This window comes from Nonomuraea sp. K271 (assembly GCF_009908215.1).
Lineage (GTDB): Bacteria > Actinomycetota > Actinomycetes > Streptosporangiales > Streptosporangiaceae > Nonomuraea > Nonomuraea longispora.
Genome location: NZ_JAAAHR010000076.1, coordinates 20484 through 39603, shown reverse-complemented (window position 1 = coordinate 39603; position 19120 = coordinate 20484). Strand labels below are relative to the sequence as shown.

Here is a 19120-nt window from a genome sequence, read left to right as displayed (position 1 = left end):
CACCGGAGAACTCCTGCGCGAGCTGACCATCGACCCCGCCCGCGACTACCAACCCCAGGCAAACCCCAACACGACGAAACCCCCGAACCCGTAGGTTCGAGGGTTTCCGATGTCCTGAGACATCACACGGTCGGGGCGACAGGATTTGAACCTGCGACTTCTTGCTCCCAAAGCAAGCGCGCTGCCAAGCTGCGCCACGCCCCGTCTCGCCGAGTGCGCATGCGGTCCGCGACTCCGGTACGCTTACGACCTGACGACCGGATGAAGTCTAGACCAGACTTCGACCGGTTCGCGCGGACGTAGCTCAATGGTAGAGCCCTAGTCTTCCAAACTAGCTACGCGGGTTCGATTCCCGTCGTCCGCTCTCGTGAGCATGAAGGCCAGGCCGCACCTCACCGAGCGCCTGGCCTTCGTCGTGCCGGGTGAAGGTGAACATGTGCCGCCCCGCGACCATGGGCTGCGGGGTGCCGGTGAGACGTTGGACGCCGACGCCGTAGCCGATGCCCGGTTCCGACAGCCATTCGCGGTCGTAGCCGCGGTCCTCGAACCATCGGCAGATATGCGGCACGGCAGGTGTCGAGTGCCGGCCGGATGCGCTGGTGCACGACCCGCAGGCGTTGCGCCAGCCGCGAACGGGGCCGTCGTACTCGTCGTGCCACGTCCGCCAGTCCATGGGCGGATTCTACGATCGGACGCCTCTCGGCGCCCCCGCGCGGCGCGTCGGCCCGGCGGTGGGCGCTCGTAAGGTGGTGCTGATGCGTGCGCGACCGATCTCCCGTGACGTTCTCGTCGGCGAGCTGGCCGAGCGGGTCGCCCGGTGGCCGCGCGACCGGTGGGTGCGGGTGGCCGTCGACGGAGCGCCCGCGGGGCGGCCGGATACGCTGGCCGACGACCTCGTGGCACCGCTGAGGCTGCGTGGGCGGCCCGTGCTCCGGGTTTCCGCGGGCGACTTCCTGCGGCCCGCGTCGCTGCGGCTGGAGCACGGCAGGGACGATCCCGACGCCTTCTACGAGGACTGGCTCGACGTCAAGGCGCTGGGCAGGGAGGTGCTGGACCCCTTGGACGAGCACGGCTCCGGGCGGGTGCTGCCGGCCCTGTGGGACAGCCGGATCGACCGGGCGTACCGGCTGCCGTACGAGGAGCTGCCGCCGGGCGGGGTGGTCGTCGTCGACGGGACGCTGCTGCTGGGGCAGGGGCTGGCGTTCGAGCTGACCGTGCATGTGTGGTTGTCGGCGGCGGCGCTGGAGCGCCGTACGCCTGAGGAGGAGCGGTGGCGGTTGCCCGCATACGAGCGGTACGAGCGCGAGGTGGGGCCGCAGGAGGCGGCCGACGTCGTGATCAGGGCCGATCACCCCGACCGGCCCGCGCTCCTGCTCTGAGCCGGCTCCTGCCGGGCTGTGCAGGGGGTGGCCGCCGGCGGGCGGCCACCTGTCAGCGTGCGGTCGGGCGCTTGCCGTGGTTGGCCTTCTTCTTCTTGCGTGCCCTGCCTTTGCGTGCTCGCCTGGCCATCAGTACGCCTCCCGGATGATCGGTGTGCTTTCAACCTCTCTTTCCCCTTGAACAGCGCAAGCGATCCGTAACGACCTAACATTCCCCAACAGCGTCGTGTCATAATTTGGTGGAATCTGTTGGAAGGAGCGGGCGTGCTCGCACAGCAGCGTCAGCAGACGATCCTCGAACGTGTGCGCAGCAACGGCGGCGTCCGGGTCGCCGACCTCGTACGCGAGCTGGGCGTCTCCGACATGACCATCCGCCGTGACCTTGAAGTGCTGGCCGAACGCGGCCTGCTGGAGAAGGTGCACGGCGGGGCGACCGCCCTCGGTCCAGGATCGACCGAGGAGCCGGGCTTCACCGCGAAGTCCGCCCGCCAGCAGCAGGAGAAGGAGGCCATCGCGCGGCACGCGGCCAGGTGGGTCCGCCCCGGCACCGCCGTGGCGTTGTCAGCGGGCACCACCATATGGGCGCTGGCCCACCACCTCATCGGCGTCCCCGAACTGACCGTGATCACCAACTCGATCCCCGTCGCCGAGGTCTTCCACCGCAACCCGCGCGCCGACCGCACCGTCGTGCTGACGGGAGGCGTGCGTACGCCGTCCGACGCGCTGGTCGGCCCGGTGGCCGTGGCCGCGATCCGCCGCCTGCACGTGGACACGCTCTTCCTCGGCGTGCACGGGATGAGCGTGCGGGCCGGGTTCACCACGCCGAACCTGCTGGAGTCGGAGACCGACAGGGAGCTCGTGGCGGCCGCGCACCGGCTGGTCGTCCCGGCCGACAGCACCAAGTGGAACACGGTGGGCATCAGCACCATCGCCGAACTGAGCGAGGCGGACGTGGTCATCACCGACGCGGGGTTGCCCGAGGACGCACGCACGCAGCTGGCCGAGCGGGCCGGAGAACTGATCATCGCGGAGGGCACGCATTGAAGCGCACCGTCACCCAACTCGCCGACGGCCGGGAGCTGATCTACTTCGACCAGCGCGACGACGCCGATCGGAGCGCGATCGACCGGCGTCCGCTGGAGCCCCGGCCGGTGGCGTCCGAGCTGCGCTACGATCCGCTGACCGAGGAGTGGATCGCGATGGCCGGGCACCGGCAGACGCGGACGTTCCTGCCGGCGGGCACGTCCGCCGAGTGCCCGTTGTGCCCGTCGTCGGACGCGCGGTCGACGGAGATCCCGGCGTACGACTATGACGTGGTGGTGTTCGAAAACCGCTTCCCGTCCTTCTCCACCAATTTTGGGACTTATCACGATGTTGGCGGGCTGAGCGACGTCCGTCCGGGGGTCGGGCGCTGCGAGGTGGTGTGCTTCACCTCCGACCACTCGTCCTCCTTCTCCAAGCTCTCTGACGCGCAGGTACGGCTCGTCATGGAGGCCTGGGCCGACCGTACGGCCGAGTTGTCCGCGGTCGAGGGCGTGGAGCAGGTGTTCTGTTTCGAGAACCGGGGCGAGGAGATCGGCATCACGCTGGCCCACCCGCACGGCCAGATCTACGCGTACCCGTACGTCACGCCCAGGACGAAGCTCCAGCTCGGCGCGGCGGCCCGCCATCAGGGGCCGGGCAACCTGTTCGCCGACGTGCTGGCCGCCGAGCGTGCCGCCGGGACGCGGGTGATCGCCGACAACGAGGCATGGACGGCGTTCGTGCCGGCGGCCGCGCGCTGGCCGTTCGAGGTGCACGTTTATCCGCACCGGCAGGTGCCCGACCTGGCCGCACTCACGGAGGAGGAACATGCGGCGTTCGCCCCGCTCTACACCACGGTGCTGCAAGCCTTTGACGGGTTGTTCGGCGGTGTGACGCCCTACATCTCGGCCTGGCACCAAGCTCCGGTGCGGCGGGACCGCGAGCTCGCGTACCTGCATCTGGAGCTTTTCAGCATCCGGCGGGCGCCGAACAAGCTCAAGTATCTGGCTGGCTCGGAGTCCGCGATGGGCGCGTTCGTCAACGACGTGATGCCGGAGGAGGCCGCCCGTATGCTCCGGTCACGGATCGATCAAGAATAGATTTCTACTTAAGGTCGCATGACTCGTGATCTACCACTAATATCCCCTTATGTACCGGCCGTAACAGCCGTTGCACCGCCTAATCCTGGGCGAGTTGCCCGGGAGCCGGGGACCCATCGCACTTGGGGTGAATCCACTTCGGTGGTAGGGAAACGCAGCTCCCTTACCCGAACCCGTCAGCTAACCCGGCCGGCAGAGGGAGAGGAACACCTACGTGGCGGCTTCGTCCCCCGCGAGTCTTGCCATCGGTCTCATCGCCGCCGCAGCCGTCGCCGTCTCGGCGGCCCCGGCGTCCGCGGCGCCCAAACCCAAGGAGTCGGAGCTGCGGGCCCAGCTCAAGCAGCTCAACAACAAGGTCGACAAGCTGATCGAGGCGTACAACCTCAAGCGGGTCGAGCTGGCCAAGGCACAGAAGTCCGCCAAGGCGGCCAAGGCCCGGCTGGCCACCGCCGAGGAGGCGCTCACGACGGCCGAGAAGCGGGTCGCCGAGATCGCCCGGCTGCGCTACCAGAACGGCACTTCCAGCGTTCCCGCGTTCATGCTGCCCGAGAACAGCGGCGGCGCGGCCGTGCTCAACCAGGTCACCGCCGAGCAGCAGGCGTTCGTGCAGGGCGTGGCCAGGACACGCGACCAGAAGAAGAAGGCCGCCGTGCAGGCCGCCGAGCTCGCCGTCAAGATCCGCAAGGACGCCTCCGAGGTGGCCGGCCGGCGCGACGAGGCCGAGGACGTCATCGACGACATCGAGAAGAAGCTGCAGGACCTGGTGCCGTTCGGCACGAACCGCAGGCCGGACGGCGGCTGGGCGCCCGAACTGCCGTCCGGCTCCGACAACATCACCCCGCGCACGCGGCTGATGAAGGAGCAGATCGACAAGAACTTCGCGCTGCCCTTCACCGTCGGCTGCTTCCGCTCCGGCTCAGGAGGCGAGCACCCGCTGGGCAGGGCCTGCGATTTCATGATGAGCACGGGCGGCTCGATGCCCTCCGCCGCCAACACCGCCCTGGGCGATCGCATCGCGGAGTGGGCCATCAAGAACAAGAGCAAGCTGGGCGTCAAGTACGTCATCTGGAAACAGCGCATCAACCACGGATCGGGCTGGAGCACGATGTCCGACCGCGGCAGCATCACCGAGAACCACTACGACCACGTGCACATCTCCATGAACTGAACGGGCTCTGTGTCATCGTGGCCGCGGGTCGACGAGCCCGCCGTCGTAGGCGGCGATGACGAGTTGCGCCCGGTCGCGGGCCTGCAGTTTCGCCAGGAGCCTGCCGATGTGGGTCTTGACCGTGCCGACGGTGAGATGCAGATGCCCGGCGATCTCGGAGTTGGACATCCCCCTGCCGACGAGGGTGAGCACCTCGCACTCGCGCTGGGTGATGTGGCCGAGGTCTCGCGTGGCCGGAGCGGGATGGGCACGTCGCAGGAAGTCGGCGATGAGCCGGCGGGTCACGGTCGGCGCCAGCAGCGCTTCGCCGGCGGCGACGACCCGGATGGCGGCCAGCAGCTCGGTCGCCGTGGCGTGCTTGAGCAGGAAACCGCTCGCCCCCGCGCGTAGCGACGCGTGGACGTAGTCGTCCTGGTCGAACGTGGTGAGGATCAGCACGCGCGTGCCGCTGCCGGCCGGGTCGGCGCAGATCCGCCTGGTCGCCTCGATGCCGTCCATGCCGGGCATGCGGATATCCATGAGGACGACGTCCGGGCGGTGCCGGCGGGCCAGCAGGACGGCTTCGGCACCGCTGCCCGCCTCGCCCACGGTGGTCAGCCCCGGTGTGGTGTCGATGAGCACCTTGAAGCTGTCGCGCACCAGGATTTGGTCCTCGGCGAGCAGCACCCTGATCGGCCTAGGGGCGTCGGCGCTCATGCCGGCCGGCCGTCCCGGTCGTAGGGCAGGCGGGCCGCCACGCGGAACCCGCCGTCAGGGCGTGCCCCCGCGCTGAACGTGCCTCCGTACGTCTTCGCGCGTTCACGCATGCCCACAAGGCCGTGGCCGCCGTGACCAGGCCGCCGGCCCTGGCGGGCACCATGGCGGGCACCGTGGCGGGGGCCGTGGCGGGGGCCGTCGTCGACGACCTCGATCGCGGCTTCCCGCTCGTCGACGACGACGGTGACCGAGCAGCGCGTGGGCCCCGCGTGGGTGACGACGTTGGTCAGGGCCTGCTGCACGATCCGGTAGACCGACACCGCGACCGCGGGAGGCGGCGTGGCCTCCCCGCGGACGGTCAGGTCGACCTCGACCCCGGCCGAGCGGGCCTGCGCGGCCAGCTCGGGCAGGTCGGCCATGCCGGGAACGAGCACGTGCGCCTGCTGGGGGTCGCCGTCGGAGCGCAGCAGGTCGAGCACCCGGTGGATCTCGGTGAGTGTGCTCCGGCTGGTCTGTTCGATGACGGACAACGCGGCGCGCACCTCCTGCGGGCGGGCTTCGGCGACATGGTTGGCGACGGTGGCCTTGACGGCGATCACGCTCATGCTGTGGCCGATGATGTCGTGCAGTTCCCTGGCGATGCGCCTGCGCTCCTCCCCCACCGCGGCCTCGGCGAGGTGGCGGACGAGCCGAGCGGTCGTGTCGCGCTTCCAGCGTACGGCCGTCCCCAGCGCCCAGGCGGCCGTCAGCAGCACCCCGATCACGCCGATCTCGACCGGCCAGTGAGGTGGCAGCTCGCTCGGCGTGGCCACCGGCGAGAGGCCGGGCAGCACCTGGGCGTAGAAGATCAGGATAGTGATCACCGCGGCGGACAGGCAGGCCGCCCAGCCCGCCACCGCCCACGCGACCGAGGCGGTGGAGGCCACGACGTACAGCACGAGCACGGTCGGCAGGAACGACACCGAGAGCGCGCCCGCCGCGCCGGCGCCGGCCACGACCGTCAGTGCGCCCGCGGCGCACCCGGCGGCGAGCATGGACCGCGGCAGCCGCCGCCGGAGCGCGACGGGAAAGCTCACGACCGCCGCGACCGGCCAGGCCGTCCAGGCGGGCCATGACGGCGACGGCCCCGGAGGATCGACGAAGGCGTAGCCGACGAGCAGCGCCACCATGACCGCCGCCGCCGCGTCGGCAACGCCCTTCCGGCGGAGCTGCCGAGCCCATTTCATGCCGTGACGTTATCTCCTCACCGGCTCGCCCGGCATCTGACCACGGTAGGACGGCCGCGTCCGTCCGGGGTCGTACCTGTCTCCTGCTCGCCGCCGCAAGATGTGACCTGGGCCCGACGCGCGCCCGCCGCACCGCCCGCCACCATGCTGATGCGCCCGGCTTTCCGGGCCGCACCGACACCGACACGACGGGCAGGAACGCATGAAGAACGAGCTTCGCCGGCGGATCACGCGATGGCGGCGGGCAGCCAAGGAGCGGCGGGCCGCCAACGCCACCGCCAACCTGGGCCGGCAACCGGCCTTCCCCGGACGATGGGTGAGCGCCGTCGCGCTGATCGCCGGCCCCACCCTGCTCATGACCGGGATTCTGCTGCGCTCACGGTTCCACTTCTTCTTCCCTGACCAGCTCGCCGCCTACACCCGGCACCCGGAGCTCGTCACCGCCGCCTATGCCAGCTTCGCCTGCGGCGTCATCCTGCTGTGCCCGGCGGTCATGACGCTGGCGCACAGGATCGCCGCCACCAGGCCGCTGTGGGGGCTGTGGGGCGGATGCCTGGTGATCGCCGGGCTGTTCACCCGGACCTTCCAGTACGGCACCGACCACCTGGCCTTCCACCTGACCGACGCCCTGGGCCTGCCCGCGATGATCGGCGGGATCGAGCACTACTACGCAGCATGGTGGGACACGCAATGGCATCCCTTCAGGATGTTGTCGGGTGCGGCCTTCGCCGGCTGGATCGTGCTGGCCGTCGGCGCCTACCGCTCCGGCGCACTCGGCCTGGGCCGCTCGGTGGCGCTCGGCCTGATGTCGGCGCTCGCGCTCGGGACGCTGAAGGGCACCCAGATCCCGCAGTCCGTCATCGCCGTGGGCGGACTCTGCGTCGCGCTGGTCCCTTTGGGGTTCTCGCTGCTGCGTGACGGCCCTCCGCCGAGCCGGCGAGCCGTGTTCTGGCTCGCCGTCGTCATCGCCTGGCTCGTGCTCGGCGCGGTCTTCGGCTCCGCCCTGCCGTTCACCCGGGGCTGAGACGGCCCTCCCGTCAGCCCGTCAGCCGCAGCGGGTTGACCAGGTCGGCGTAGATCAGCAGCCCCGCCATGATCATCATGACGATCGCGATCGCGTAGGTCAGCGGCAGCACCTTCGCGATGTCCACGTAGCCGGGGTCCGGCCGCCGCATGGCCTTGGCGTACGCCCGCTTGAGCCCCTCCCACAGGCCGCCCGCGATGTGCCCGCCGTCGAGCGGCAGCAGCGGGATGAGGTTGAACATGCCGATCGCGAGGTTGAACCCGGCCAGCAGGTTGACGAAGATGGCGATCTTCTTCTCGTTGGACAGGTCGGAGGCGAGGATCTCGCCTCCCATGCGGCCCGCGCCGACGACGCCGACCGGGCCCTCGGGGTCGCGTTCCTCGCCGGAGAAGGCGGCGTGCCAGACGCCGACCATCTTCTCCGGCAGGTTGAGCAGTGAGCTCGCGACCCTGCCCGTCAGCTCGCCCATGTAGCCGATCACCTGGCCGAGGTTCTGCTGCTGCATGACCTCGGTGGGCAGCACGCCGAGGAAGCCGACATTCCTGTCGATCTTATCCGGATCTTCGAGGTTGGGCCGGTCCTGGGCGATGAGCGTGACGTCGAGTGTCATCGGCTTGCCGTCGCGGACGATGCCGAGCTGCGCGGGCCCGGCACCGTGGGAGCGGATCAGGTGGGTGGCCGCGGTCCAGTCGCCGATCTTCTTGCCGTCGAGCGAGACCAGGCGGTCACCGGGCTTGAGGCCGGCCTGGGCTGCGGGGGTCGGCTGGTCGGTGGGCTTGCACGTGGTGCGCTGCTCCGAGGCGGGGATCACGCACGTGTTGGTCTCGGGCGAGACGATCGGGGCCCACGTCGGCAGGCCGATGCCGACCAGCAGGATGCTGAAGAAGACGAACGCCAGCACGAAGTTCATCGCCGGGCCGCCGGACATGATGATGACCTTCTGCCACCACTTCTTGCGGTAGAAGACGCGCTCTTCGTCGCCGGGCCGCACCTCTTCCAGCGCGGCGTCGCGGGCGGACTCGATGAGCCCCTGGAACGGGCCCGTCGCGGTGCTCCTGGCCTTGGTGGGATCGTCACCGGGGCGCGGCGGCAGCATGCCGATCATGCGGATGTAGCCGCCGAGCGGGATCCACTTGACGCCGTATTCGGTCTCGCCCTTCCTCCGGGACCAGGCCGTCGAGCCGAAACCCACCATGTACTGCGTCACGCGCACGCCGAAGATCTTGGCGGGCACGAGGTGGCCGAGCTCGTGCAGCGCGATGGAGAACATCAGCCCGAGGAGGAAGAGGATGATCCCCACGAGATAGAGCCAGTTCATCGAGTCGCGCTCCATGGCAGACGGCAGGACCGGCGAAAAACCGCCAACCCAAGGGTAGTCGAATCCGCCGCGCGGTACGGCTTGCCCGCCTTTTGGAATGGATTGACAGTGCGCGATCAAACGATCACCCTAAGAGACGATGAAGGGGGAGTCCTTGATCCGCATACTGATCGCAGAGCATCTGCCGTTGGTGCGCCGTGGCCTGCTGGCCATTCTCGGAGCCGAACCCGATCTGCGGGTCGTGGCGCAGGCCGGATGCGCCGACGAAGCGGTGCGGGCGGCCGTCGAGAGCGGTCCCGACGTGGCCGTCGTCGATGCCGGGCTGCCGGGGGGCTCCGTGCTGGCCGGGCTCTCCGCGCGGGCGCCGGGATGCAAGGTGCTGGTGTTGTCGACCGATCCCCATCCCGGGCAGGTGCGCAGCGCGCTGGCCGAGCGCGCGCTCGGGTTCATGAGCCTGTGCGTGCCGCCCGAGCGGCTGGCTGAGGGAGTGCGCCTCGTCGCGGCGGGCCGCCGGGCCATCGAGTCGGAGTTGGCCGCGGCCGCGCTCCAGTGCGCGACGAACCCGCTGACCAGGCGGGAACTCGACGTGCTGCGCGTCGCGGCGGGCGGCGCGCGCTCGACCGAGATCGCCGACCAGCTCTTCCTTTCCGTGGGCACCGTGCGCAACCATCTGTCGCGCATCATGTGCAAGACAGGGGCGCGCAACCGGCTCGACGCCGTGCGCATCGCGAGCGACCAGGGCTGGTTGTGACGGGACCCGGTGGAGCCGCGCCGCTCCGCCGGGGCCCGAACGTCTAGAGGATCTCAGCAGCGTGGAGCCCGCTGCCAGTGACTCCCAACACAACCTGAACCGTGTGATTCGTCATCAGGGACGCCAGATCAGCACCAATGCGCAGTCGTCGTTGTGTCCGGAGGCCATGGCGTTGACCAGTGGCCGCGCGCCGTCGCGGAAACCGGAGGGCAGCAGCCGCTCCGCCTCGCCCAGCAGCCGGTCGAGGCCGGCGTCGATGTCGCGCCCCGGCTGCTCGATGAGGCCGTCGGTGAAGAGCAGCAGCGCGTCGCCCTTGCGCAGGGTGCCGCTGTCGGGCTCGCAGTGCAGGTCGGGCACCACGCCGAGCACCACGCCCTTGGCCGAGGCCACCTGCCAGTTGCCCGTGCCCGCGTCGAACTTCACCACCGGCGGATGCCCGGCCGAGGTGATCGTGTAGTCGCCCGTGTCGAGGTCGAGCCGCACGTGCACCGCGGTCACGAACCCCTCGTCGCCTCGCTGGCGGTGGAGGTAGGTGTTGCACGCGGGCAGGAAGTCGTCGACCGAGCCGAGCAGCCCGCCGAACGTGCCGGACAGCAGCAGTGCCCTGGTGCCCGCGTCGACGCCCTTGCCGGACACGTCGACCAGGGCGATCTCGACGGAGTTGCCGTCGCGCATGGAGACCAGGAAGTCGCCGCCGAACGACGACCCGCCGGCCTGTTTGAGCACCACCTTGCCGCCCCAGTCCTTGGGCAGCGCAGGAAGCTCGCCCTGGCTCTTGAGGCGGTCGCGCAACTCCAGCAGCATGGCGTCGCCGCGCAACCCCTGCACGCCGAGCTTGCCCCTGGTGCGGGCCATGAGCACGGCGAGCACCGTGGTGAACACGATCGTCACGGTCAGCCCGACGCCGATCCGGTCGGGGCCCAGCCCGATCGCGATGTAGCCGAGCGCGACGCCGACACCGACCAGCAGCTTGACCAGGCTGCGCAGACGCAGCTGAAGCCCGCCGACCAGGGTGACGAGGATGAGCAGGGAGGGCGAGAACCACTCGGTAGAGACCTTGACCGCGAGGAACCCGATGACGAGCGCGAGCACGGTCAGCGTGACGAGCAGGTTGCGGTCGCGGGCCAGCGGCCCTCGCCGGATGAAGCGGACGGCGGCCACCAGACCCGGCACCCGCACCAGGACGGCACGGACCCGTGGCGGGATCAGCGGCGCCGGTCGGGAACTCATGATGGGCCTGACTGTATCGGTCTGACCCGTGTTTGGGCAGCCCACTTGACCAAGGCCTTGATCATCAAGCACGGATATTCGGTAGCCCTTCCTCTTTGCCCGCTCCTACCGTGGACAGATGACGTATCCGATCCGCCCGATCGACGAGTCCGAGTGGTCGGCGTTCGCGCTGGTGCTCGAAGAAGGGTTCGGCTGGCGGCCGAATCCCGCGCAGAACGAGCGTTACAAGGCCGAGACGGAGTTCGACCGCACGCTCGCGGTCTTCGACGGAGACCTCATCGCGGGCGTCACGTCCATCTACAGCCTCACCATGACGGTCCCCGGCGGGCAGCTTCCCGTCGCGGGCGTGACGGCCGTCAGCGTGCTGCCCTCCCATCGCCGACGCGGCGTGTTGTCGTCGCTGATGCGCAGGCAGCTCTCCGACATCCGGGAGCGCGGGGAGAGCGTCGCCGCGCTCTACGCCTCCGAGGCCTCCATCTACGGCAGGTACGGCTACGGCAGGGCGTCGAGCTCGCTGTCGTTCCGTTTCAGGAAACCCGGTGGTACGCCGTTCGTCGCGAACGCTCCTTCCGACCCGTCGCTCAGGCTCAGGGTCGCCAAGCCCGCCGACGTACGCGCCGACCTGGAGAAGGTGTTCGCCTCCGTCGTGGCCCGGCGTCCCGGACGCTACGAGCGCAACGCGCGGTTCTGGGACGGCGTGCTGGCCGACGAGGAGGCCGATCAGGGCGGGGCAGGCCCGCTGCGCTCGGTGCTGGCCGAGGACGACGGCGGCGTACGCGGTTATGCCCTGTTCCGGATCAAGCCGTCGTGGGACGCCGACGGCATTCCCGACGGGGAGGTGCGGCTGCAGGAGCTGGAGGCGGCCGATCCGGCGGCGTACGCGCTGCTGTGGCGCAGCGTGCTCGACCGCGATCTCGTCTCCCGGGTGGAGGCGGGCGCGAGGCCGGTGGACGACCCCCTGATCGCGCTGCTGGCCGACCCGAGGCAGGCGCGCGCCGGCTGGACGGACGAGTTGTGGGTGCGCCTGGTCGAGGTGGGCGCGGCTCTGGCCGCGCGGTCCTACTCGGCTCCGGTGGACGCGGTGATCGAGGTTGAGGACGACGTGTGCCCGTGGAACGCCCGGCGCTGGCGGCTCACCGCCGGCCCGGCGGGCGCGGAGTGCGCACCGGTCGACGACCGGCCTGACGTGACACTGCCGGTGGCCTCGCTCGGCTCGGCGTACCTCGGCGACGGCATGCTCATGGAGCACCTGGCGGCGGGGCTGGTGCGCGAGCACTCCCCCGGCGCGCTGCGTTCGCTGGCCACCGCCATGTCGTGGAGCCCGAGGCCATGGGCGGGACTGACGTTCTGACGTAGGGTCGTTGACATGGCACTGCAGAGTTTGCAGATCACCGCGACCGTCGCCATGCGCGCCCGCGACGTGTCGAGACCGTCGAAAGAGCAGCAGGAGGCCGCCGACCGACGGCCTCTGCGTGACGAGATGCCAAGGCGTGACGCCAAGCGCAAGGGCTGAGGGTCAGGGCAGGGAGGGCAGCTGGCCGATCGTCTCGTAGGTGTCGAGCTGGGCGATCCGCCTGCTGTGGCGCTCGCTGCCGGAGAACGACGTGGTCAGGAAGACCTCCACGAACCTGGCCGCGTCGTCGACGGTGTGCATGCGGGCACCGACGCTGACGACGTTGGCGTTGTTGTGCTCGCGGGCCAGCGAGGCCGTCTCCTCGCTCCAGGCCAGCGCCGCGCGGATGCCGCGCACCTTGTTGGCGGCGATCTGCTCGCCGTTGCCCGAGCCTCCGATGACCACCCCCAGGCTGCCGGGGTCGCCCGCGACGCCTTCGGCCGCGCGCAGGACGAACGCGGGATAGTCGTCCTCCGCGTCATAGACGAACGGACCGCAGTCGGTCACCTCGTGACCGTGGTCCTTGAGCCAGGACACGAGGTGGTTTTTCAGCTCATAGCCGGCATGGTCGGCACCGATGTAGACACGCACCCGACCAGTCTTCCACAGCCTTCGCCGATCAGGTCCGCTTGCTAGAGTAAGGACCCGTTCCGCATCCCAGTCCTTACGAGAGCAGATATCCCATGCGCGAGATCCGCATCATCGGCGATCCGGTGCTGCGCACGACCGCCGACCCCGTCACCGACTTCGACCGCGACCTGCGCCGGCTGATCGACGAGTTGTTCCAGGCGATGTACGCGGTCAACGGCGTCGGCCTGGCGGGCCCCCAGATCGGCGTGTCACGGCGGCTGTTCGTCTACGACATCAGCGGACGCAAGGGCCACGTGATCAATCCGCGGCTGACCGTGGACGACCCCGAGGAGATCCTCGACGAGGAGGGCTGCCTGTCGGTGCCCGATCGCCGCACGGGCCGGCCGATCTACGCCCCCGTCGCGCGGGCCTCGGGCGTCACCGTCGAGGGCGTCGACCGGCTGCGGCGGCCCGTGCGCATCAAGGCCCGCGGATCGCTGGCGCGCTGCTTCCAGCACGAGAGCGAGCATCTGGACGGCAAGCTGTACGTCGACCGCCTCCCCAAGAACGAAGCCCGCGAGATCATGCTCAGGGCGTAGGCTCACCGCATGAACGTACTTTCAGGTAAGGGCGCACTGGTCACCGGAGGCTCCAGGGGCATCGGCAGGGCCGTCGTGGAGCGGCTGACCCGCGACGGGGCCGAGGTCGTGTTCTGCTACGAGCACTCGGAAAAGGCGGCGCGGCAGGTGGCCGAGGAGACGGGTGCGCACGCCGTACGAGCCGATCTGGGCGACCAGGATGATCTGCAGCGGTTGTTCGCCGAGGCGGAGGCGCGGCTGCCCGGGCTGGACATCCTGATCAACAACGCCGCACTGAGCCTGGCCAAGCCCCTGGGCGACTTCACCGGCGACGACTACGAACGGGTCTTCGCGGTGAACACGCGGGCGGTGTTCCTGGCCACGCAGTGGGCGGGCAGGGTCATGCGCGACGACGGGCGGATCATCACGATCTCGACGCTCAACACCCAGGTGCCCGCTCCCGGCCTGATGCTCTACTGCGGCAGCAAGGGGGCGGTCGAGCAGTTCGCCAAAGTGGCCTCGCGCGAGCTGGGCGTGCGGGGCATCACCGTGAACGTCGTCTCGTCCGGCGCGACCGACACCGACATGCTGCGCGGCGCCAACCCGCCGGAGGCGCTGGAGCTGACGGAGCAGTACACCGCGCTGCGGCGCCTCGGCAGGCCCGGCGACATCGCCGCCGTGGTCGCCTTCCTGGCGGGCCCCGACGGTCACTGGGTAACCGGCCACAACGTGCACGCCACCGGCGGGCTGTACATCTGACCTCGCCGGCGCGTCGTGATTCGGCCCGGCGGCTACAGCTGCAGCGCCTTGACCTCCAGGAACTCCTCCAGCCCGTGCTCGCCGAGCTCCCGGCCCACCCCTGACTGCTTGTAGCCGCCGAAGGGGGCCATCGGGTTGAACCGGCCGCCGTTGACGGCCACCTGGCCGGTGCGGAGCCGGCGGGCGACCGACAGGGCGTGTTCGTCGGTGCCCGACCAGACCGCTCCGGCCAGGCCGTATCTCGTGTCGTTGGCGATCTGTACGGCCATGTCCTCGGTCGTGTACGGGATCAGCGACAACACCGGGCCGAAGATCTCCTCCTGCTCGATCGTCATGCCCGGCTCCACAGCCGCGAACACGGTGGGCTCGACGTAGTAGCCGCGCTCGCGCGGCTGCTCGGTGCCACCGGCGACAAGCCGCGCGCCCTCCTCCTGGCCCCTGTTGATGTAGCGGACGACGCGCTCGCGCTGGGTCGCCGACACCAGCGGGCCGATCTTGGTCGACTCGTCGAAGGGGTCGCCGACGGGGTAGCCGCGCGCGGTCTCCACGGCCAGGCGCACGGCCTCGTCGTACTGGTCGCGGTGGACGATCATGCGGGTCCACGCCGAGCAGGTCTGGCCGGCGTTGACGAAGCAGTTGGCCACGCCGACTTTGACGGCACGGGCCAGGTCGGCATCAGGAAGAATGATATTTGCCGACTTACCGCCCAGCTCCAGCGCAACCCGCTTGACCGACTCGGCCGCGAGCGAGGCCACCCGCTTGCCGGCGACGGTCGAGCCGGTGAACGACACCATGTCCACGTCAGGATGGGCGGCCATCGCCTCCCCCACCACCGGCCCACGCCCGCTCACCAGGTTGAACACGCCCGCGGGCAAGCCCACCTCGTCGAAGATCTCCGCCAGCGCGTACGCCGCCAGCGGCGCCACCTCGCTCGGCTTCAGCACCACGGTGCACCCGGCGGCCAGCGCGGGGCCCACCTTGCAGATGATCTGGTGCAGCGGATAGTTCCACGGCGTGATCGCCGCCACCACCCCGACCGGCTCCTTGAGCACCAGCGAGTTGCCGACCCGGGACTCGCGCGGATGGCTCTCGGCCAGTTTGGCGTAGGAGGCCAGCACGGTGGCGGGCATGAGGGTCTGTACCTTGAGCGCGAAGCCGAGCGGCGCGCCCATGTCGGTGGCGATGGTCTTGGCGATCTCGTCAGCTCGCTGTTTCAGCAGCTCGGCGGCGTCGCCGAGCAGCTTCCCGCGTTCGGCGGCGGCGGTCTCCGACCATCGGGGGAAGGCTGTCCTGGCCGCCCGCACGGCCGCCTCGACGTCGCGGGGGGAGCCCGCGGGGACGCGGTCGATGATCTCTTCCGTGGCCGGGTTCGCGACCTCGATGGACTCGTCCGACTGCGACGAGGTCCAGGAGCCGCCGATATAGAGCTGACGCATTGCACCATCCTGACAGCGCTTCACGCGGCGATGCGAGGGCTCATCCCGGTCGGGATGAGCCTTCTCCACCGCCGCCGTCCTTCTTCAACCGCCAGCGTACGACGGCGCAGCGGGCATAGCCGGATGTGTCAGTCGAATTGCGGTCGTTTGGTGCGGGTGCGCTTCAGCTCGAAGAAGTCCTCGTACGCGGTGACCGCGAGCACGCCGTCCCAGAGCCTGCCCGCCTCCTCGCCTCGGAGGATGCTGGTGATCACGGGCCCGAAGAAGGCGTTGGCGCCGACGCGGATGATGGGCGTGCCGACCTCCTGGCCGACCAGCGTGATGCCCTCGTCGTGAGAGGCGCGGATCGTGGCGTCCCACTGCTCGGAGTGCATGGCCTCGACGAGGCTCCTGTCGAGGCCGGCCCGCTCGAGCGCGGTCTCGACGGTCTCGCGCAGCCGCTCCGGCTCCTTGCCCCTGCCCTCGTTGTGCAGGAGAGTGCCGAGAGCGGTGTAGAGCTCGCCGACGGCCTGCTCGCCGTGCTTCTCGGCGGCGGCCGCGACCACCCTTACCGACCCCATGGCCCTGGCGGCGCGTTCGCGGTAGTCGTCGGAGACGTCCTTGTCCTCGTTGAGGATGTGAAGCGACATCATGCGCCAGCGCGGCTCGATGGGGCGGACCTCCGCCACCTCGATCAGCCACCGTGACGTCACCCACGCGAAGGGGCAGGATGGGTCGAACCACAGGTCCACGGGAATCTTTTCAGTCACGTGGGGCCATAACCTGAGGTGGTTCGGGTCCTATTCCCGCCGTGGCAGGATACCGACAAACTTCTCCGAAGTGGTGAAAAGGAGCGCAACTTGGCAGGCAACCTGACCCGAGACGAGGCTCGCGAGCGCGCCCGGCTGCTCAAGGTCGAGTCTTACGAGGTCGCACTCGACCTGACGGAGGGGGACGAGCGCTTCGAGAGCGTCACCACGGTCCGCTTCGCCGGCACCAGCCCGGGCGCGTCCACCTTCATCGATCTGCACGGAGCCCGCGTGCGCAGGGTCGTGCTCAACGGCGAGGAGCTCGACGTGGCGGGCTACGACGCCGGCGCCGGACGCTTCCCGCTGCCCTCGCTCGCCGAGAACAACGAGCTGGTCGTGGACGCCGACTACTCCTACATGCGCACGGGCGAGGGGCTGCACCGCTTCGTCGACCCGGTCGACGAGAACGTCTACCTGCACAGCCAGTTCGAGACGGCCGACGCCCACCGCATGTACGCCTGCTTCGACCAGCCCGACCTCAAGGCCACCTTCCAGCTCACCGTGCTGGCGCCGGCCGGCTGGGAGGTCATCTCCAACGCCACCGCCACGGGGGTGGAGGAGCTGCCCGAGCAGGCCGGCAAGCACGGCACGGTGCCCGCCGCCCGCCGCTGGCAGTTCGCGCCCACGCCGGCCATCTCCACCTACATCACCGCGCTGGTCGCCGGCCCCTACCACAAGGTGACCTCCGAGCACGACGGCATCCCGCTCGGCGTCTACTGCCGGGCCTCGCTGGCCGGGCACCTCGACGCCGACAACATCTTCGAGGTCACCCGGCAGGGCTTCGACTTCTTCCACCGGGTGTTCGGGCTGCGCTACCCCTTCGGGAAGTACGACCAGCTCTTCGTCCCCGAGTTCAACGCCGGCGCCATGGAGAACGCCGCCTGCGTGACCTTCCTGGAGGACTACGTCTTCCGCTCCCGCGTCACCGACGCGGTCGTCGAGCGCCGCGCCGAGACGATCCTGCACGAGATGGCGCACATGTGGTTCGGCGACCTCGTCACCATGCGCTGGTGGGACGACCTGTGGCTGAACGAGTCGTTCGCCACCTACATGTCCGTGCTCGCCCAGGCCGAGGCCACGAGGTGGGGCAAGGGCGCGTGGACGACCTTCGCCAACGTGGAGAAGGCCTGGGCCTACCGCCAGGACCAACTTCCCTCCACCCACCCGATCGCCGCCGACATCCCCGACATGCAGGCCGTCGAGGTCAACTTCGACGGCATCACCTACGCCAAGGGCGCCTCGGTGCTCAAGCAGCTCGTCGCCTACGTGGGCCTGGACAACTTCCTGGCCGGCGTACGCGACTACTTCGCCGAGCACGCCTGGGGCAACACCGAGCTGAAGGACCTGCTCACCGCGCTGGAGCGCACCTCGGGCCGTGACCTGTCGTCGTGGTCGAAGGAGTGGCTGGAGACCTCGTGGGTCAACACGCTGCGGCCCTCGTTCGAGGTGTCAGGAGGCCGGTTCACCCGCTTCGAGGTGCTGCAGGAGGCCCCGGCCGAGCACCCGACGCTGCGCTCCCACCGGGTCGCCATCGGCCTGTACTCCCTGGCAGGCGGCGAGCTGGCCCGTACCAAGCGGGTGGAGCTCGACGTGGTGGGCGCCCGTACGAACGTGGCCCAGCTCGTCGGCGAGGAGCAGCCCGACCTCGTGCTGATCAACGACGACGACCTGACCTACGCCAAGATCCGCCTCGACGAGCGCTCGCTGAAGACGCTGGTCGACGGTGGCATCGCGGCGTTCACCGAGTCGCTGCCGCGGGCCCTGTGCTGGTCGGCGGCGTGGGACATGACCCGCGACGGCGAGATGTCCACGCGCGACTACGTCAGGCTGGTCGTCTCCGGTGCGGAGACGGTCGCCGACATCACCGTCCTCCAGACGGTGCTGCGGCAGGCGCGCATGGCCGTGCAGCAGTACGCCGACCCGGCGTGGCGGCAGGAGGGCCTGACGCTGCTGGCGGGCAGGCTGCGCGAGCTGTTCGCCTCCGCCGAGCCGGGCTCCGACCACCAGCTCGCCTACCTCCAGGCCTTCGCCCCCGTGGCCGGCTCGGACGAGGACCTCGACCTGCTGCAGGGCATCCTCGACGGTTCGTCCGTGCCCGAGGGCCTCACCGTCGACGCCGACCTGCGCTGGTCGCTGGTGCACGCGCTGGTCTCCTGCGGCCGCCTGACCGAGGCGGACATCGACGCCGAGCTGGAGCTCGACCCTACGGCGACGGGTGAGCGCTCGGCCGCGCACTGCCGGGCCGCGATCCCGACCGCCGAGGCCAAGGCCGCGGCGTGGGACCGCATCGTGGGCGGCAAGCTGGCCAACCACATCGCCCGTACGACCATCGGCGGCTTCCAGGACCCGCGCCATCCCGAGCTGCTGGCCCCCTACCGTGAGAAATACTTCGCCGAGGTGGGGCGGATCTACAAGGAGTGGACGTTCGACCAGGCGTCCACGTTCGCCGTGGGATGCTTCCCCTCGCTGCTCATCGAGCCGGCGACGGTCGGGGCCGCAGAGCACTACCTCGCCGACGAGGAGCCGCCGCAGGCGCTGCGCCGGCTGATCCTCGAAGGCGCCGACGGCGTGAGCAGGGCCCTGCGCAACAGGGAGAAGGACGCCTCGTCCGCCTGACGCGCCCGCCGCGGGCCCCGCCTCCAGGCGAGGGCCCGCGGGCTGGGCATACTTGGCCATGGCAG

The 19120-nt window shown here is 70.0% G+C and carries 20 protein-coding genes, 2 tRNA genes and 1 riboswitch; of the genes, 12 read left to right on the top strand and 10 right to left on the bottom strand.

All coding sequences use genetic code 11. The features are described from left to right. Window positions 1-130: 130 nt before the first annotated feature. Window positions 131-204 (bottom strand) — tRNA-Pro (locus GUY59_RS25075). An 89-nt stretch (window positions 205-293) separates the two neighbouring features. Here GUY59_RS25075 and GUY59_RS25070 point away from each other — a divergent pair. Then, a tRNA-Gly gene (locus tag GUY59_RS25070) sits at window positions 294-364 on the top strand. On the opposite strand, the gene GUY59_RS25065 is transcribed toward GUY59_RS25070, so the two are convergent. After that, the gene (locus GUY59_RS25065; protein ID WP_138202143.1) at window positions 332-673 is read right to left on the bottom strand and encodes a hypothetical protein; all 342 of its coding nucleotides are present in this window, start codon (window positions 671-673) and stop codon (window positions 332-334) included. The two genes, GUY59_RS25070 and GUY59_RS25065, sit on opposite strands and share 33 nt — an antisense overlap. Before the next feature lie 82 nt (window positions 674-755). Between GUY59_RS25065 and GUY59_RS25060 the strand changes: the two genes are divergently transcribed. Beyond that, window positions 756-1379 carry a uridine kinase gene (locus GUY59_RS25060; protein ID WP_138202142.1) on the top strand — a complete coding sequence of 208 codons (624 nt, stop codon included), beginning with the start codon at window positions 756-758 and terminating at the stop codon, window positions 1377-1379. A 52-nt stretch (window positions 1380-1431) separates the two neighbouring features. On the opposite strand, the gene GUY59_RS51435 is transcribed toward GUY59_RS25060, so the two are convergent. Beyond that, window positions 1432-1509 carry a 50S ribosomal protein bL37 gene (locus GUY59_RS51435; RefSeq protein ID WP_372513659.1) on the bottom strand — a complete coding sequence of 26 codons (78 nt, stop codon included), beginning with the start codon at window positions 1507-1509 and terminating at the stop codon, window positions 1432-1434. A gap of 134 nt (window positions 1510-1643) precedes the next feature. Here GUY59_RS51435 and GUY59_RS25055 point away from each other — a divergent pair, with 134 nt between their 5' ends. From GUY59_RS25055 to GUY59_RS25045, 3 genes are all read left to right on the top strand, one after another. Next, window positions 1644-2423: a DeoR/GlpR family DNA-binding transcription regulator gene (locus GUY59_RS25055; protein ID WP_138202141.1), complete on the top strand. Its 780-nt coding sequence runs from the start codon at window positions 1644-1646 to the stop codon at window positions 2421-2423. Next, complete coding sequence (gene galT, locus GUY59_RS25050; protein ID WP_138202140.1) at window positions 2420-3502, top strand: galactose-1-phosphate uridylyltransferase; 1083 nt, start codon at window positions 2420-2422, stop codon at window positions 3500-3502. Before GUY59_RS25055 ends, galT begins: the two co-directional genes overlap by 4 nt. A gap of 66 nt (window positions 3503-3568) precedes the next feature. Next, window positions 3569-3711, top strand: a riboswitch (cyclic di-AMP (ydaO/yuaA leader). Window positions 3712-3716: 5 nt separating this feature from the next. Beyond that, window positions 3717-4670, top strand: a complete 954-nt coding sequence (locus tag GUY59_RS25045) for a coiled-coil domain-containing protein (RefSeq protein ID WP_138202139.1) — start codon at window positions 3717-3719, stop codon at window positions 4668-4670. Between the two features lie 12 nt (window positions 4671-4682). On the opposite strand, the gene GUY59_RS25040 is transcribed toward GUY59_RS25045, so the two are convergent. Both GUY59_RS25040 and GUY59_RS25035 read right to left on the bottom strand, forming a co-directional pair. Further along, window positions 4683-5366 carry a response regulator gene (locus GUY59_RS25040; RefSeq protein WP_132333001.1) on the bottom strand — a complete coding sequence of 228 codons (684 nt, stop codon included), beginning with the start codon at window positions 5364-5366 and terminating at the stop codon, window positions 4683-4685. After that, window positions 5363-6592 (bottom strand): sensor histidine kinase, encoded by a 1230-nt coding sequence (locus GUY59_RS25035; RefSeq protein ID WP_138202138.1) that lies wholly within the window; start codon window positions 6590-6592, stop codon window positions 5363-5365. The genes GUY59_RS25040 and GUY59_RS25035 overlap by 4 nt, the downstream gene beginning before the upstream one ends. Before the next feature lie 202 nt (window positions 6593-6794). On the opposite strand from GUY59_RS25035, the gene GUY59_RS25030 reads away from it, so the two are divergent. Continuing rightward, window positions 6795-7616: a hypothetical protein gene (locus GUY59_RS25030; protein WP_201761306.1), complete on the top strand. Its 822-nt coding sequence runs from the start codon at window positions 6795-6797 to the stop codon at window positions 7614-7616. Between the two features lie 13 nt (window positions 7617-7629). On the opposite strand, the gene GUY59_RS25025 is transcribed toward GUY59_RS25030, so the two are convergent. Further along, window positions 7630-8934 (bottom strand): M50 family metallopeptidase, encoded by a 1305-nt coding sequence (locus tag GUY59_RS25025; protein ID WP_138202137.1) that lies wholly within the window; start codon window positions 8932-8934, stop codon window positions 7630-7632. A 154-nt stretch (window positions 8935-9088) separates the two neighbouring features. Between GUY59_RS25025 and GUY59_RS25020 the strand changes: the two genes are divergently transcribed. Continuing rightward, window positions 9089-9685 (top strand): response regulator transcription factor, encoded by a 597-nt coding sequence (locus GUY59_RS25020; protein WP_138202136.1) that lies wholly within the window; start codon window positions 9089-9091, stop codon window positions 9683-9685. Between the two features lie 114 nt (window positions 9686-9799). Here the strand turns inward: GUY59_RS25020 and GUY59_RS25015 are convergent, their stop codons facing one another. Further along, on the bottom strand, window positions 9800-10915 hold the full coding sequence (locus GUY59_RS25015; RefSeq protein ID WP_132333005.1) for a PP2C family protein-serine/threonine phosphatase: 1116 nt from the start codon (window positions 10913-10915) through the stop codon (window positions 9800-9802). Window positions 10916-11033: 118 nt separating this feature from the next. Between GUY59_RS25015 and GUY59_RS25010 the strand changes: the two genes are divergently transcribed. Both GUY59_RS25010 and GUY59_RS25005 read left to right on the top strand, forming a co-directional pair. Beyond that, on the top strand, window positions 11034-12266 hold the full coding sequence (locus GUY59_RS25010; RefSeq protein WP_138202135.1) for a GNAT family N-acetyltransferase: 1233 nt from the start codon (window positions 11034-11036) through the stop codon (window positions 12264-12266). 15 nt (window positions 12267-12281) lie between these two features. Beyond that, complete coding sequence (locus tag GUY59_RS25005) at window positions 12282-12428, top strand: hypothetical protein (protein WP_161714674.1); 147 nt, start codon at window positions 12282-12284, stop codon at window positions 12426-12428. Between the two features lie 3 nt (window positions 12429-12431). Here the strand turns inward: GUY59_RS25005 and GUY59_RS25000 are convergent, their stop codons facing one another. Beyond that, complete coding sequence (locus GUY59_RS25000; protein WP_132333007.1) at window positions 12432-12899, bottom strand: ribose-5-phosphate isomerase; 468 nt, start codon at window positions 12897-12899, stop codon at window positions 12432-12434. A 92-nt stretch (window positions 12900-12991) separates the two neighbouring features. On the opposite strand from GUY59_RS25000, the gene def reads away from it, so the two are divergent. Both def and GUY59_RS24990 read left to right on the top strand, forming a co-directional pair. After that, window positions 12992-13477, top strand: a complete 486-nt coding sequence (gene def, locus GUY59_RS24995; protein WP_138202134.1) for a peptide deformylase — start codon at window positions 12992-12994, stop codon at window positions 13475-13477. A gap of 9 nt (window positions 13478-13486) precedes the next feature. Then, on the top strand, window positions 13487-14215 hold the full coding sequence (locus tag GUY59_RS24990; protein ID WP_138202133.1) for an SDR family oxidoreductase: 729 nt from the start codon (window positions 13487-13489) through the stop codon (window positions 14213-14215). A gap of 32 nt (window positions 14216-14247) precedes the next feature. On the opposite strand, the gene GUY59_RS24985 is transcribed toward GUY59_RS24990, so the two are convergent. Both GUY59_RS24985 and GUY59_RS24980 read right to left on the bottom strand, forming a co-directional pair. Further along, window positions 14248-15651 carry an aldehyde dehydrogenase family protein gene (locus GUY59_RS24985; protein ID WP_138202132.1) on the bottom strand — a complete coding sequence of 468 codons (1404 nt, stop codon included), beginning with the start codon at window positions 15649-15651 and terminating at the stop codon, window positions 14248-14250. Between the two features lie 128 nt (window positions 15652-15779). Continuing rightward, complete coding sequence (locus GUY59_RS24980; protein ID WP_138202131.1) at window positions 15780-16400, bottom strand: mycothiol-dependent nitroreductase Rv2466c family protein; 621 nt, start codon at window positions 16398-16400, stop codon at window positions 15780-15782. Window positions 16401-16490: 90 nt separating this feature from the next. On the opposite strand from GUY59_RS24980, the gene pepN reads away from it, so the two are divergent. Further along, a complete protein-coding gene (pepN, locus tag GUY59_RS24975; RefSeq protein ID WP_138202130.1) occupies window positions 16491-19055 on the top strand; it encodes an aminopeptidase N in 2565 nt (854 codons plus the stop codon). The last annotated feature ends 65 nt before the right edge of the window (window positions 19056-19120 follow it).